Below are 15,300 nucleotides of genomic sequence, written 5' to 3'. Positions count from 1 at the left end.
TCGCGTTGCGGCGGTGTCTACAAACTGTTACAATTTAAGGCAAACAGGCGTATTGTCGAAAGGGGAAGACCATGCTCGGACTAGTGAAAAAGATATTCGGTGATGCGAACGAGCGCGAGGTCAAGCGCCTCATGCGCACGGTCGAAGAGATTAATGGCATGGAGCCTACGTATACGGCTCTATCCGATGAACAATTGAAGGCGAAGACTGAGGAATTCAAGGCAAGGATTGAGAAGGGTGAGACAGCCGACGATATTCTGCCGGAAGCCTTCGCAACCGTAAGAGAAGCATCCAAGCGCTCGCTTGGCATGCGTCACTTCGATGTTCAGCTGCTCGGCGGTATGGTGCTGCATGAGGGCAAGATTGCCGAGATGAGAACCGGGGAAGGGAAGACGCTCGTCGCGACACTTCCAGTCTACTTGAATGCTCTGCTAGGCAAGGGCGTCCATGTCATCACAGTCAATGATTACCTGGCTTCACGGGATAGCCAGCTGATGGCTCAGCTGTACAACTTCCTAGGCCTAACTGTAGGCTGTAATCTGCACGGCCTTACTCATGAAGAGAAGCAAGCGGCCTATGCATCTGATATTACTTACGGAACGAACAATGAGTTCGGCTTCGACTACCTGCGGGACAACATGGTGCTCTACAAGGAGCAGATGGTTCAGCGTCCGCTCTACTTCGCGATTATCGATGAAGTGGATTCCATTCTCGTCGATGAGGCGCGTACTCCGCTTATTATTTCTGGACAGGCTGCGAAGTCTACAGAGCTCTATTATGCGGCTGACCGCTTCATCTCCCGTCTGCAGGACGAAGAGGACTATATCATAGATGTGAAGCTGCGCAGCGTGACGCTGACTGAGAGCGGTGTGGAGAAGGCCGAGAAGGCATTCGCCATTGAGAATCTCTTCGACCACGCGAACGTGCTGCTCAACCATCATATTAACCAAGCGCTGAAGGCGCATGTCATTATGAAGCGTGACGTCGACTACGTCGTACAGGAAGATGAAGTCGTCATCGTCGATGAATTCACGGGTCGTCTCATGTCCGGCCGCCGCTACAGCGACGGGCTGCATCAAGCGATCGAAGCGAAGGAGCAGCTCAAGGTTCAGAACGAGAGCATGACGCTCGCGACGATTACGTTCCAGAACTACTTCCGGATGTACCGCAAGCTGGCCGGCATGACCGGTACGGCGAAGACGGAGGAAGAGGAATTCAAGCGGATCTACGGTCTGGAAGTTATCCAGGTGCCTACGAACCGGTCTATGATTCGTCAAGACTCGCAGGACGTCGTCTACAAGACGGTGAACGGCAAGTTCAAGGCAGTCGTGGAGGAGATCCTCGAGCGGCACAAGAAGAATCAACCCGTGCTGGTCGGTACCATCTCCATTGAGAATTCCGAGCGTCTATCTGACATGTTGAAAAAGCGCGGAGTCCCGCACAAAGTCTTGAACGCCAAGTTCCACGCCGAAGAGGCAGAGATTATCTCCCGCGCGGGACAAGCCGGCTCGGTTACTATTGCAACGAACATGGCTGGCCGTGGTACGGACATCCTGCTAGGAGACAACGTCCATGACATCGGCGGTCTGCATATCATCGGTACGGAGCGTCATGAGAGCCGCCGGATTGATAATCAGCTGCGTGGTCGTGCAGGACGTCAAGGAGATCCAGGCTCTTCCCAATTCTACCTCTCTCTAGAGGATGAATTAATGCGCCGCTTCGGTTCCGAGAATATTATGGGCATGATGGATCGTCTCGGACTCGACGAAGACCAGCCGATCGAGAGCCGCATGATTACGCGTGCCATTGAATCCGCTCAGAAGCGGGTAGAGGGCAACAACTTCGATATTCGTAAGGTTGTCCTGCAATACGATGATGTCATGAACCAACAGCGTGAAGTCATCTACAAGCAGCGCCGCGAGGTGCTGGGGTCGGAGAATATCCGTCAGGATGTCATGGAGATGATTAAGCCGGTCGTTGAGCGCATTGTGGATGCACATTGCTCATCGGACGATGTGCCGGAAGATTGGGATCTGCAGGCCATCGTAGATTATGCTGGAGGCAACCTTCTGCAGGAGGGTATGCTGACCAAGGAGCAGATCTGGGGCAAGGAGAAGGAAGAGATCGTCGAGTACATCTTCAATCTCGTGACGAAGCTCTACGACGAGCGCGAAGAGCAGCTTGGCGAAGAGACGATGCGCGAGTTCGAGAAGGTCGTCGTGCTGCGTGCGGTAGACAGCAAGTGGATGGACCACATCGACGCGATGGATCAGCTTCGTCAAGGGATTCACCTTCGCGCTTACGGCGGTACTGATCCGCTTCGTGAGTACCAGTTCGAAGGCTTCGAGATGTTCAAGGAGATGATTGAGCATATCCAAGAGGAAGTCGCGAAGTACATCATGAAGGCCCATGTCGAGAGCAACCTCGAGCGTCAAGAGATTGCCAAGGGCCAGACGAGCACGAGCGGCGGCAGCAGCGAGCCGGCAGAGAAGCGTCCGGTGAAGCGTGACAGCAACCAAGTGGGCCGCAATGACGAATGCCCATGCGGCAGCGGCAAGAAGTACAAGCAGTGCCACGGCAAGTAAGCTCGTTAACCAGCTGAGTCATTAACATGGTTAAGCGAGAGGAATGAATGATGCCGCTGTGTGACTTTTTACACAAGGTATCATAATATAAGGTATAATGACCGGCTGCGCCGTCCCTCGTGGGGCGGCGTATCTGGCGATATATAGGGACTATGTAATCTTACAGATTGAGGTGAAGCACAGCTATGTTAGACGTATCAGTGAAGCAAGACCTGCGTGAGATGGCGAAGCGGCTCCAAGAACTCAGGGGGTCTCTTTGACTTAGATCTGAAGCGGGAGATGATCGCCAACTTCGAGGAGAAGATGACGGCGCCGGACTTCTGGGATGATAATGACCGGGCTCAGAGCACGATTGCGGAGCTTAATGCCGTGAAGTCTGTCGTGGATCTCTACGAGAAGTTCGTCACCGACCATGAGGATCTGCAGACGATGCTGGAGATGGTAGAGGAAGAGAGCGATGAAGCGCTGGAGACTGAGTTAACTTCGGGGACTGCTGGTCTTGTGAAGCGAATTGCCGACTTCGAGCTTACCCTGCTGCTGAACCAGCCATATGACCGATTGAATGCAATCTTGGAGCTTCATCCAGGTGCTGGCGGCACCGAGTCTCAGGATTGGGGTCAGATGCTGTACCGAATGTATACCCGCTGGGCGGAAAAGCACGGCTTCAAAGTCGAGGTGCTCGACTACCTGGACGGAGACGAAGCCGGCATCAAGAGCGTGACGATCTCCATCAAGGGTCACAATGCTTACGGCTATCTGAAGGCGGAGAAAGGCGTTCACCGGCTCGTTCGGATCTCGCCGTTCGATGCTTCCGGGCGCCGTCATACGTCCTTCGCCTCCTGCGACGTCATGCCGGAGATCGACGACAATATCGAGATCGACATCCGCAGCGAAGACCTTAAGGTCGACACGTACCGCGCCAGTGGCGCCGGCGGTCAGCATATTAATAAGACGGAGTCGGCGATCCGGATTACCCATGTGCCTTCGGGCATCGTGGTCTCCTGCCAGACGCAGCGCTCGCAGATTCAGAACCGGGAGCGCGCCATGCAGATGCTTCGGTCCAAGCTCTATGAGCGCAAGATTGAGGAGCAGCAGCGCCATCTCGCGGAGATTCGCGGTGAACAGTCCGACATTGCGTGGGGCAGCCAGATTCGCTCTTACGTGTTCCACCCCTACAGCATGGTTAAGGATCATCGTACGGCGGTCGAGACCGGCAACGTAGGAGCCGTCATGGACGGCGACCTCGACGCGTTCATCGATGGATACTTGCGCAGCCAGATCAAGACGACAACGGAATAGAGCAGTTAGTTGGATGTAGTTCAGTTGTCTGCAGATGAGTGAGTGGAAGGTCCGGCACATGTTCGCATGCTGCCGGACCTTTTTGACCTTGCACCGCAGTGCAGTGGCAGACCGCCTGCAGCGGGCATCTGGCAGCGGGTATGCGCATATGCCTGGCTCGACAATTCACGCACCCAGTCCCACTATCCCTCTCGCTCAGGTGTATGAAGGGTGTGCGGTTACCCACCCCCACTATCCCACTCGCTCAGGGTTATGATGGGTATTGCGTTACCCAGCCCCACTATCCCACTCGCTCAGGGTTATGATGGGTATTGCGTTACCCAGTCTCACTATCCCACTCGCTCAGGGTCATGAAGGGTGTTGCGGTACCCAGTCTCACTATCCCACTCGCTCAGGGTTATGATGGGTATTGCGTTACCCAGCCCCACTATCCCGCTCGCTCAGGGTCATGATGGGTGTTGCGGTACCCAGTCTCACTATCCCGCTCGATCAGGGTCATGATGGGTGTGCGGTATCCAGTCTCACTATCCCTCTGGTTCAGTGGTATGAAGGGTGCTCAGTAACCCAGTTACACTATCCCACTCGCTCAGGTGTATAAAATGCTTAATGGCCTCGACAGCTAGGATTAGACTAAACAGTGCGCAAGTACATCTAATTTAATCGACTGCTGGTAAAGGTCAAATGGTCTGTACAATGCCTGCCTGACTGAAGGGGATAATGGTACTGGGTAACGGAAAGGCACCTGCCTGACCGAAGGGGATAGTGTGACTGGGTAGCGGAAAGGCATCTGCCTGACCGAAGGGGATAGTGTAACTGGGTGGCGGAAAGGCATCTGCCTGACTGAAGGGGATAGTGTGACTGGGTAGCGGAAAGGCACCTGCCTGACTGAAGGGGATAGTGTGACTGGGTAGCGAAAAACAACTGTGTTTCGATGGGTTTTTTATACAGGGGAAGTTGGCATCCTAGAGAAGGTATACATAAGATACGAAGTCCTAATTATTAGAATGCATCAGCAGGAAGAGGGTCGCAGGCACCATGAGAAACAGTATGACGAACGAAAACCGAGGGGGACCTGATAGAGGGGAGCCAGCGCAACCGAAGGATCAGAGGGGCGGTCAGTCCGGGGGCGTAGCCCAGCCGCAGCTTAGGCAGAGGGGGAGCGAGCGTCCGCGAAGGCGTGCTGCCAAGGCTGCCAGTCCGCGCATGGAGGCGGTGTGGAACATTGTGCAGCTGATCATCGGCTCCTTCATTGTAGCTGTGAGCTTCAATCTGTTCCTCGTCCCGAACGGAATAGCCTCTGGCGGGGTATCGGGCATCTCCATCCTCGTGCAGCGAACGCTCTCCATTACACCTGCGGTGACACAGTGGGTCATCAACATCCCTCTCTTCCTGGTGGGACTATGGCTGCTGGGCAAGCGATTCGCGATGAAAACAGCGCTAGGAACCGCCGTGCTCCCGCTCTTCGTCCTGCTTACCGCCCACTGGCCGGCTCCTACCGAAAATCCGCTGTTAGGTGCGATTTATGGCGGGATTGGGGTCGGTCTGGGGTTGGGGCTTGTTTTCCGAGGGAGGGGGTCGACGGGTGGGCTTGATCTCGCTGCGCAAATCCTGCATCGCTATACGGGCATCCCGTTGGGACTTGCCGTCGTGTGCTTCGATGGCTGTGTCATTATCGCGGCGGGCATCATCATCTCACCGGAGATTGCGCTCTATGCGCTCATTGGGCTCTATGTGACGAGCAAGACGATCGATCTGGTACAGAGCGGGCTGCAGCTGTCGAAGGTGGCCTTCATTATTAGTGAAGAGACGGAGGCACTGGCGCAGGTTATTCTGCATGATCTCGACCGCGGCCTCACAAGGCTGGATGGGCATGGCGGCTATACGGGGGCGGGCAGGACGGTCATGATGGTCGTCGTAGGGCAGAACGAGGTGCCTAAGCTGAAGCAGCTGGTGAAGGCGGTAGATCCAGGGGCATTCGTTATTATTAGCAACACGGCTGAGGTGCTGGGCCAAGGGTTCAAGCTGGAGCATTAATGGACAGCTCACGCGGGCACTGACACGGGCACGGGTCTGTGGCTGCTAACCAGGAGTCCTTCATAATGACAGTTAGATTGACGCTCGAGAAGGAGCGACGATTTAACTGTCATTTTTTCATTGTATTCCTATGCATGCCAATGTATAATAATTCACAGTGATGCATGATTCATGCATATAACGAACGGGTTGATGGGAGAGATCAGCATGAGCAGCAAGACCAAGGTAAGAGTGGCGATTATCGGTTCAACAGGATATGGCGGGGTGGAGCTCATCAGGCTGCTCTCTTCCCATCCGCAAGCGGAAGTGACGTCGGTTATCTCATCTTCAAGCGCAGGAGCACCGATTGCTGAAGGCTTCCCGCATCTCTATGAGATTCGAACGGAATTGCTAGATGATATAGATCCGCTCGCGATTAAGGCGAAGGCAGACGTGGTATTCACAGCAACGCCCGCGGGTGTGGCGGCCAAGCTAGCGCCGCAGCTGCTCGCCGCAGGGCTGAAGGTTATTGATCTGTCGGGCGATTACAGATTAACGGCCGCAGATTACGAACAGTGGTATCGCAAGCAGTCTCCGGAGCAAGAGTATCTGGACCAAGCGGTGTTCGGACTATCCGAAGTGTATGGGGACAAGGTGCTTGGAGCCGAGCTGATCTCGAACCCGGGCTGTTATCCAACGGCGACTCTGCTCGGTCTAGTACCGGCAGTGAAGGAAGGCTGGATTGACCCGAACTCCATCATTATTGATGCGAAGTCTGGTATCTCCGGAGCGGGACGCGGCGCAAGCCTGGGTACGCATTACTCGGAGCTGAATGAGAACTTCAAGGCCTACAAGGTCAACCAGCATCAGCATACGCCGGAGATTGAGAAGGTGCTGACGGATGCAGCAGGCGAGCAGGTGACGGCGACGTTCACGACGCATCTCGTCCCGATGACACGCGGTATTCTATCGACGATGTATGCGAAGGTTACGGGTGAGCACAGCACGGCGGACTTCATCCAGCTGTATAGGAACTATTACGAAGGACGCCGCTTCGTCCGTATTCGCCCTGAGGGTAGCTATCCGGCAACGAAGGAAGTGTGGGGCTCCAACTATTGCGATATTGGCTTCCATGTAGACCCTCGCACTGGGCGTGTCACGATCGTGTCGGTCATTGATAATCTGGTGAAGGGCGCAGCGGGCCAGGCGATTCAGAATCTCAACCTCATGATGGGCTGGGATGAGACGCTGGGGCTGCAGTTCGTACCTGCTTATCCTTAAGCTCTGAACGGAACAGGACTAATTCCATATATACTTACGCTTTATTCACCTCATAAAAGGAGACAAAACCAGCATGGGACAGGAGCTATCAGCAGCAAGCATATCTCAACCCTATACCGTCGTGCCGGAAGGCTCGATCACGACACCGAAGGGGTTCAAGGCCGGCGGTCTGCACTGCGGCCTTAAAAAAACAACGAGCCACGATCTCGGCGCGATCGTGTGCGACGTATCCGCGGCTGCGGCCGGCGTGTATACGACGAATGTGTTCCAAGCGGCGCCGCTGCAAGTGACGCGCGAGAGCATCGCGCACGGCGGCACCCTGCGCGCCGTGCTGGTGAACAGCGGCAACGCTAATGCATGCACCGGCAAGCAAGGCGAAGCCGATGCGTATGAGATGCGTGCCCGCTTCGCGGAAGCGGTCGGCGTCGCCGAGCATGAAGTCGCCGTCGCGTCCACCGGCGTCATCGGCGAGCTGCTGAAGATGGACCGCGTACGCAGCGGCATCGACAGCTTGCCAGCCCAGCTGGCAGCCTCCATAGATGGAGCGAACGGCTTCAATCAAGCGATCCTGACGACGGACCTCGTGCAGAAGAGCGTCTGTGTTGCCGTCGAGATTGACGGCAAGACGGTTCACGTCGCTGGAGCGGCCAAGGGATCAGGCATGATCCATCCGAATATGGCCACAATGCTCGGCTTCGTGACGACGGATGCGGCCATTGAACCGGCTCAGCTGCATGGGCTGCTGAGATCCTCAACGGACTTAACCTTCAACATGATTACAGTGGATGGCGATACAAGCACGAACGACATGCTCGTCGCGATGGCGAGCGGACTCGCAGGGAACGCCACGCTGACGCCGCAGCATAACGGCTGGGCAGCATTCGCTGAAGCGCTGCGCTATGTGTGCGAAGTGCTGGCGAAGGCGATTGCCCGCGACGGCGAAGGCGCTAGTAAGCTCGTCGAGGTACAGGTGCGAGGAGCGAACACGGACGCGGACGCACAGGCGATTGCGAAGACGGTCATCGGCTCTTCGCTCGTGAAGTCCGCCGTATTCGGCGCTGACGCGAACTGGGGTCGCATCATTGCGGCGGTCGGCCGCGCAGGTGTGCCGGTTCACCCGGAGACGGTAGATATTCGTCTAGGGGATATAGTGACGCTGGAGCAGTCACGTCCCGTCGCCTTCGATGAGGACGCGGCGCTCGAGTACTTGAAGGGCGACACGGTTGTCATTGCCGTTGACCTGCATATGGGCAAGGGTGAAGCGACGGCTTGGGGCTGCGATCTGACGTATGACTACGTACGAATTAATGCAGCTTACCGGACTTAGGAGCAGAGGGGAGCATACGAGCGATGAGTCATAATGAGCAGCAGCGATTCGTGATGAAGTGCGGCGGCAGCACGCTGGCTGCACTGCCTGCAGCGTTCTTCGACGATCTGCGCCAGCTGCAGGAGTCCGGCGTGAAGCCGGTTATCGTGCATGGCGGAGGTCCCGCCATCTCGGAGACGCTCGCGAAGCTGGGCATCGAGTCGGGCTTCGTGAACGGGCTTCGCGTCACGACAGACGAAGTGCTGGATGTCGTCGAGATGGTGCTGGCCGGCAAGATCAACAAGGAGATCGTCCGGAGGATTCAGACCAGCGGCGCGAAGGCGCTTGGCCTGTCTGGTGTGGACGGCAAGCTCATCCTGGCGCAGCCGGTGGTGGGCACGGCAGAGATCGGCTTCGTAGGCGATGTAACAGATGTGAATGCCGCCATCATTGAGGGCATCATGGCGATGGGATATATTCCGGTTATCGCACCGGTTGGTATAGATGAGCAAGGTCAGCGATATAACATTAACGCGGATACGGCAGCTGGCGCAGTAGCCTCACATCTCGGCGTGCAGCAGATGATTGTCGTCACGGATGTTCCGGGCATTATGCGTACGGTGGACGGGGAGAAGGTAGTGCTGCCGGTTGTCACAGTAGCAGAGATTGAAGAGATGATTGGCAGTGGAGAGATCTATGGCGGCATGATTCCGAAGGTTCGGGCAGCCATTCAGTGCATACAAGGCGAAGTGCAGGAGGTTGTCATCGTGAGCGGTGAAGTGCCCGGCGTGCTCAGCCGAGCGGTGCTAGAAGGCGGAATCGGAACGAGAATCGTGCGATGAGGCTGCAGAGTTAGACTGAGCTCAGAGCAAGCTCAGAGCAGACTCAGAGTTCCGAGCAATCTCAGAGCAACAGACGAATGTTCGTTCAACTATAACTCCGTGGGAGAGAGGCGGTTAGTGAGATGAGTGAGATGAAGGCGGTAGAGGAAGCAGTCCAGTCGAACGCTGCAGCAGTGGCTGCGAGCACAGTGGCAGGGACAGGTTCAGGGAATGCCGCAGGTGCTGCGGGATCCCAGCCGGCTGGCACAAGCGCAAGCGCAGAGGCGCTCCTGCCTACCTATGCAAGATTTCCCCTTACCCTAGTGAAGGGCGAGGGCAGCTACCTGTGGGACGACCAAGGGAAGAAGTACCTCGACTTCATGAGCGGCATTGCGGTCACGAACCTTGGTCATGCCCCGCAGCGGATTAAGGAAGCGCTAGTGAAGCAGCTGGATGAGCTGTGGCATGTATCGAACCTGTTCCGCATCCCGAACCAAGAGGATGCAGCCGCTTTGATTACTGAGAATTCCTGCGGAGACGCAGTGTTCTTCTGCAACTCCGGAGCGGAAGCAAACGAGGCGGCCATTAAGCTGGCCCGCCGCTATCAGCAGCTTGTTGCGAAGAACGGACGGTATGAGATTATTACGTTCGAGCAGTCTTTTCACGGACGGACGCTGGCTACATTGACCGCTACCGGTCAGGAGAAGGTGAAGGAGGGCTTCGGGCCGCTGCCGGAAGGGTTCACGTACATTCCGTACAATGATATCGAAGCATTGAAGTCGGCTGTGAGCGGCAAGACAGCGGCTATCATGCTGGAGATGGTGCAGGCAGAAGGCGGCATTATTCCAGCTCAGCGGGAATTTCTTACCTACATGAAGCAGCTATGCGAGGAGCAGGGCATCCTTCTCATCGTGGATGAGATCCAGACCGGGATGGGTCGTACAGGCAAGCTGTTCGCCTATGAGCATTACGGCATTGAGCCGGATATCTTCACCCTGGCTAAGGGACTTGGCAGCGGCTTCCCGGTCGGCGCTATGGTGGCGAAGGAGAAGCTGCGCGAAGGATTCACCGCCGGTTCACATGGCTCGACATTCGGCGGCACGCCGCTAGCTACCGCCGCGGTGAAGGCGACGATCGAGACGATCGTCGGCGATGAGCTGCCGCAGCGTGCGGCTGAGCATGGCGCATACCTGATTCAGCAGCTGCAAGCGAAGCTTGCCGGCAGCCCGCAGGTGAAGGAGATTCGCGGACTTGGCCTGATCGTGGGTATTGAATGCACAGCACCGGTCGCAAGCCTCATTAAGGGAGCGCAGGAGCAAGGACTGCTCGTCCTGACAGCCGGACCGAATGTCATCCGATTGCTGCCGAACCTGCTCGTGACGAACGAAGAGATCGACCAAGCGGTCGACATTATAGCCTCATTATTAGAGAAGTAGAGGAGGGAATACTCCCCATGACGAATAGTGTACAAGAAGAATTGGCAACGACGATGAAGGGCCGCGACTTCCTCATGCTGCAGGATTATACGCCGCAAGAGATTCGGTACCTAATTGACCTGGCTATTGACCTGAAGCAGAAGCAGAAGGCCGGCGTGGAGCACCACGTCCTGAAGGGCAAGACGCTGGGCATGATTTTCGAGAAATCATCGACCCGTACCCGTGTCTCCTTCGAAGTGGGCATGTATCAGCTTGGCGGGCAGGCGCTGTTCCTTAGCCGCAATGATCTGCAGATCGGCCGCGGCGAGACGGTATGGGATACGGCGCAGACGCTGTCCCGTTACCTCGATGGCATTATGATCCGCACGTTCGCACATCGCAACGTCATTGAACTGGCACGCGGGGCAACCGTTCCGGTTATTAACGGCCTTACAGACTTGTCGCATCCTTGCCAGGCGCTGGCGGATTACCAGACGATTCTGGAGCACAAGGGCCGTCTTGAAGGACTGAAGATTGCGTACGTGGGCGACGGCAACAATATGGTGCATTCGCTCCTCATGGGCGCGGCGAAGCTCGGTCTTCATATGTCGGTCGCGACTCCGGAAGGCTATGAGCCGGATGCCGACGTTATTCGCCAGACGCAGGAGACGGCTGCAGGCACAGGCTCCCGTATTCACGTCTGCCGCGATCCTCGGGAAGCGGTAGCGGACGCAGACGTTGTGTACACGGATGTGTGGGCGAGCATGGGCTTCGAGGCGGAGCAGAAGGAGCGCGAGCTTGCTTTTGCCAGCTACCAGGTGAATGACGAACTGATGAAGGGCGCGAAGAAGGACTACCTCTTCATGCACTGTCTGCCCGCACACCGCGGCGAGGAAGTGAGCGAGGGCGTCATCGACGGCAACCATTCCATCATCTTCGATCAAGCAGAGAATCGTCTGCACGCACAGAAGGCCATCATGGCCGCAATTATGTAAGGGGGAGCAAGGAATCATGGCGAAGGACAAGATTGTGCTGGCCTACTCGGGCGGCTTGGATACCTCAGTCATTCTGAAGTGGCTGAAGGAGACTTACGATGCGGAGATCATTGCGTTCACAGCGGACATTGGTCAAAAAGACGAGCTAGACGGCCTCGAAGCAAAAGCCCTCGCAACCGGGGCTTCCAAGGTGTACATCGACGACTTGCGGGAGGAGTTCGCTCAGGACTTCATCTACCCGATGTTCCAGGCGGGAACGCTGTATGAAGGGCAATACCTGCTCGGCACGTCCATTGCTCGCCCGCTCATCGCGAAGCGCATGGTGGAGATTGCCCGCGCCGAAGGTGCAACGGCTATCGCGCACGGCGCAACCGGCAAGGGCAACGACCAAGTGCGCTTCGAGCTCGCGGCGGCTGCGCTGACGCCGGATATCGCCGTCATCGCGCCTTGGCGCCTTGAAGCGTTCCGGGAGCAGTTCCCGGGCCGCGCGGAGATGATCGCCTACGCGGAGAAGCATGGCATTCCGGTTACGGCTTCGGCGGCGAAGCCGTACTCGACGGACCGCAACCTGCTGCACATCTCCTTCGAGAGCGGCATGCTCGAGGATCCTTGGTTCGACCCGTCCGCGGAAGAGAACGAAGAGATGTATGTGCTCAGCGTATCGCCGGAGCGCGCGCCGGATCAGGCGGAGTACGTCGAGCTGACGTTCGACGCCGGCGATTGCGTAGCGGTTAACGGCGTTAAGCTTAGCCCGCTCGGCGTCATGGAGAAGCTGAATGAGCTCGGCGGCAAGCACGGCATCGGACGCGTCGACATGGTGGAGAACCGCTTCGTCGGGATGAAGAGCCGCGGCGTGTATGAGACGCCGGGGGGTACGATTCTTTTCACCGCGCACCGCAAGATGGAGTCTCTCACGATGGACCGCGAAGTGATGCATCTGCGGGATTCGCTGATCGCGAAGTACAGCCAGCTTGTCTACAACGGCTTCTGGTTCGCCCCGGAGCGCCTTGCGCTGCAAGCCTTGGTTGCTGAGAGTCAGAAGAATGTGACAGGCGTCGTGCGCTTGAAGCTGTACAAGGGCAATGTGATTGGAGCGGGCGTGAAGTCTCCTGTGTCGCTGTACAACCCGGATATCGCTACGATGGAGGCAGATCCTTCACAGGCGTATGATCAAGGGGATGCGACAGGCTTCATCCGTCTGAACGCGCTTCGTCTGAAGGTGTCGTCCGGCGTGGAGCAGAGCAAGCAACAATAATAGGATGGGGCTAGTGTGAGGCTGGGCCGCAGTCATTGTGGAGTCCACAGGTGATGGTGATCGCGACTGCTGTGGCCCAGCACTAGTCTCTCTATTTTTTCATAAGGGAGTGTACGGTGCTGTGAGTAAATTATGGGGTGGACGGTTCACGAAGAAGACGAACCAGTTAGTGGAAGAATATACGGCCTCCATCTTGTTCGACAAGGAACTAGCGGAGGAAGACATACAGGGCAGCTTGGCGCATGTCACGATGCTGGGCAAGCAGGGGATCCTGCCGGCGGATGACGTAGAGAAGATTAAGGATGGTCTGCATCGTGTGCTTCAGCGGCTGAACCGGGGCGACATCGAGTTCTCGGTAGCGGATGAGGATATTCATATGAACATTGAGAAAGCCTTAATGGACGATATCGGTCCAGTCGGCGGCAAGCTGCATACCGGCCGCAGCCGGAACGATCAGGTTGCGACCGACATGCATCTGTGGCTGCGGAAGCGCGTCGTGGAGTTCATCGAGATGCTGGGCAAGCTGCAAAGTGCACTTCTCGAGCAGGCGAAGGCTAATATCGACACGATTGTGCCGGGGTACACACATCTCCAACGGGCTCAGCCGATTCTGTTCGCACATCATCTGATGGCGTATGTGTCCATGTTCGGCCGCGACATCGAGCGTCTGCAGGACAGCTACAAGCGTGTGAACGTGCTGCCTCTAGGCGCAGGCGCGCTGGCGGGCACGACGTTCCCGATCGACCGCCACTTCGTGGCGTCGCAGCTTGGGTTCGACCGCATCTATGAAAATAGCCTCGACGCCGTCAGTGACCGCGACTTCATCCTGGAGTTCCTGTCGCATGCATCCATCATTATGATGCATCTGTCGCGTCTGAGCGAGGAGCTCATCCTCTGGTCGAGTACAGAATTCCGCTTCGTCGAGCTCGACGATGCGTTCTGCACCGGCAGCTCCATCATGCCGCAGAAGAAGAATCCGGACGTGCCCGAGCTCGTTCGGGGGAAGACAGGCCGTGTCTACGGCAACCTCGTCGGCTTGCTGACGGTGCTGAAGTCTCTGCCTCTGGCGTACAACAAAGACATGCAGGAAGACAAGGAAGGCATGTTCGACACCGTTCGTACGCTGCAGGGCGCGCTTCAGCTGTTCGCGCCGATGATTGCGACGATGAAGGTGAACAAGGAGCAGATGCGCCAAGCGGTGAACCAGGACTTCTCCAATGCGACGGATATTGCCGACTTCCTCGTTGGCAAGGGACTGCCGTTCCGGCAGGCGCATGAAGTCATTGGCAAGACGGTGCTGTACTGCATCCAGCAGGGCAAGTACCTGCTTGATCTCACGCTGGACGAGTTCAAGCAGTTCTCCGAGCTGTTCGATGACCGGATCTACGCCGTGCTCCAGCCGGAGCAGGTCGTTAATGCGCGTAACGTGTACGGCGGCACAGCCCGCCCTCAGGTCGAGGGCGCTATCGCCCGCGCGGAGGATGACCTCGCTGCTGTGGACGCGTGGGTAGTCGAGTATGTGAAGCGGAGCAAGTAGCCGCCTGGCGTCTTCATGGCGGGTTAACCTCACGGAACTAGGAGTGAAGCGGCTGGTGCGCCTCAGCTTTTGGTTTCGTGAGGTTTTTTAGGCTGGCTGTGGGGCCGGGCCGGTCAGGCCCGCTGGCCGCTTGGCGCGGCTGCAGCGCCAGAATCTCGCGCTAATGCGCCTGGCAGGTCGCTTGGCGGCGGCTGCAACGCCAGAATCTGGCGCTATAGCGCCAGGCAGGCGGCTTGGCGTGGCTGTAGCGCTAGAATTTGGCGCTAATGCGCCGTGGTGGGCGCTTGGCGTGGCTGCAGCGCCAGAATCTGGCGCTATAGCGCCTGGCAGGCGGCTTGGCGCGGCTGCAGCGCCAGAATCTGGCGCTAATGCGCCTGGCAGGTCGCTTGGCGTGGCTGCAGCGCCAGAATCTGGCGCTATAGCGCCTGGCAGGTCGCTTCGCGGGACTGTAGCGCCAGGCAGGCTACTAAGTGTATGCCGGCGGGGGTGCTGAGGAGCAAAAGTGCACCACATTGGCGCTTGGCGTATGCCGGCCAGAGTAATAAGGAGCAAAAGTGCACCACATTAGTGCTTGGCGTATGCCGGCGAGGGAGATAAGGAGCAAAAGTGCACCAGATTAGTCATCGCCTCTCTAACTCCATCCAGATGGAAGTAGGAGGAGAGGGTAGCGTGACAAGAAGCTAGCTAGTTGGAGGAGCGGAGACACTTTAGCACGGATTATCCGTGTTAAGTCGGTCTGGCGGTAGGCGATAGGAGGGTTTAACGAGGATTCTCCTCGTTAATTCCCCAAGAA

11 protein-coding genes are annotated in these 15,300 nt (G+C 57.0%); all 11 read left to right on the top strand.

Annotated elements, in window-relative coordinates; genetic code table 11:
• The first annotated feature begins 71 nt into the window (after positions 1-71).
• Positions 72-2,585, top strand: coding sequence for a preprotein translocase subunit SecA (gene secA, locus ACFO9Q_RS13445; protein ID WP_379182805.1), 2,514 nt, complete (start codon positions 72-74; stop codon positions 2,583-2,585).
• 185 nt (positions 2,586-2,770) lie between these two features.
• A protein-coding gene (gene prfB, locus ACFO9Q_RS13440) for a peptide chain release factor 2 (RefSeq protein ID WP_379182804.1) occupies positions 2,771-3,884 on the top strand; the annotation gives its coding sequence in 2 pieces (ribosomal slippage) (positions 2,771-2,842 and positions 2,844-3,884; 1,113 coding nt in all).
• 1,203 nt (positions 3,885-5,087) lie between these two features.
• Entirely contained in the window at positions 5,088-5,918 is an 831-nt protein-coding gene (locus ACFO9Q_RS13435; RefSeq protein WP_379183069.1) for a YitT family protein, read from the top strand.
• 207 nt (positions 5,919-6,125) lie between these two features.
• Complete coding sequence (argC, locus tag ACFO9Q_RS13430) at positions 6,126-7,178, top strand: N-acetyl-gamma-glutamyl-phosphate reductase (protein WP_379182802.1); 1,053 nt, start codon at positions 6,126-6,128, stop codon at positions 7,176-7,178.
• Between the two features lie 73 nt (positions 7,179-7,251).
• Positions 7,252-8,505 carry a bifunctional ornithine acetyltransferase/N-acetylglutamate synthase gene (gene argJ, locus ACFO9Q_RS13425; protein WP_379182800.1) on the top strand — a complete coding sequence of 418 codons (1,254 nt, stop codon included), beginning with the start codon at positions 7,252-7,254 and terminating at the stop codon, positions 8,503-8,505.
• Positions 8,506-8,528: 23 nt separating this feature from the next.
• Complete coding sequence (argB, locus tag ACFO9Q_RS13420; protein WP_379182798.1) at positions 8,529-9,326, top strand: acetylglutamate kinase; 798 nt, start codon at positions 8,529-8,531, stop codon at positions 9,324-9,326.
• A gap of 122 nt (positions 9,327-9,448) precedes the next feature.
• Positions 9,449-10,741: an acetylornithine transaminase gene (locus ACFO9Q_RS13415; RefSeq protein ID WP_379182796.1), complete on the top strand. Its 1,293-nt coding sequence runs from the start codon at positions 9,449-9,451 to the stop codon at positions 10,739-10,741.
• 17 nt (positions 10,742-10,758) lie between these two features.
• Positions 10,759-11,715, top strand: coding sequence for an ornithine carbamoyltransferase (gene argF / locus ACFO9Q_RS13410; protein WP_379182794.1), 957 nt, complete (start codon positions 10,759-10,761; stop codon positions 11,713-11,715).
• Positions 11,716-11,731: 16 nt separating this feature from the next.
• Positions 11,732-12,970 (top strand): argininosuccinate synthase, encoded by a 1,239-nt coding sequence (locus tag ACFO9Q_RS13405; RefSeq protein WP_379182792.1) that lies wholly within the window; start codon positions 11,732-11,734, stop codon positions 12,968-12,970.
• 121 nt (positions 12,971-13,091) lie between these two features.
• Positions 13,092-14,507 carry an argininosuccinate lyase gene (gene argH, locus ACFO9Q_RS13400; protein ID WP_379182790.1) on the top strand — a complete coding sequence of 472 codons (1,416 nt, stop codon included), beginning with the start codon at positions 13,092-13,094 and terminating at the stop codon, positions 14,505-14,507.
• A 163-nt stretch (positions 14,508-14,670) separates the two neighbouring features.
• The gene (locus tag ACFO9Q_RS13395; protein WP_379182788.1) at positions 14,671-15,000 is read left to right on the top strand and encodes a hypothetical protein; all 330 of its coding nucleotides are present in this window, start codon (positions 14,671-14,673) and stop codon (positions 14,998-15,000) included.
• The last annotated feature ends 300 nt before the right edge of the window (positions 15,001-15,300 follow it).

The organism is Paenibacillus sp. GCM10023252 (assembly GCF_042653305.1).
Lineage (GTDB): Bacteria > Bacillota > Bacilli > Paenibacillales > Paenibacillaceae > Pristimantibacillus.
This window is presented reverse-complemented; position numbering and strand designations above follow the sequence as displayed.

Bases quoted from the DNA above. Each gene is read 5' to 3' on its own strand.
- ACFO9Q_RS13395 (WP_379182788.1), top strand. From the start codon at position 14,671: ATGCGCCTGGCAGGTCGCTTGGCGGCGGCTGCAACGCCAGAATCTGGC.
- ACFO9Q_RS13435 (WP_379183069.1), top strand. From the start codon at position 5,088: ATGGAGGCGGTGTGGAACATTGTGCAGCTGATCATCGGCTCCTTCATT.
- argF (WP_379182794.1), top strand. From the start codon at position 10,759: ATGACGAATAGTGTACAAGAAGAATTGGCAACGACGATGAAGGGCCGC.
- argC (WP_379182802.1), top strand. From the start codon at position 6,126: ATGAGCAGCAAGACCAAGGTAAGAGTGGCGATTATCGGTTCAACAGGA.
- ACFO9Q_RS13415 (WP_379182796.1), top strand. From the start codon at position 9,449: ATGAGTGAGATGAAGGCGGTAGAGGAAGCAGTCCAGTCGAACGCTGCA.
- ACFO9Q_RS13405 (WP_379182792.1), top strand. From the start codon at position 11,732: ATGGCGAAGGACAAGATTGTGCTGGCCTACTCGGGCGGCTTGGATACC.
- argB (WP_379182798.1), top strand. From the start codon at position 8,529: ATGAGTCATAATGAGCAGCAGCGATTCGTGATGAAGTGCGGCGGCAGC.
- secA (WP_379182805.1), top strand. From the start codon at position 72: ATGCTCGGACTAGTGAAAAAGATATTCGGTGATGCGAACGAGCGCGAG.
- argJ (WP_379182800.1), top strand. From the start codon at position 7,252: ATGGGACAGGAGCTATCAGCAGCAAGCATATCTCAACCCTATACCGTC.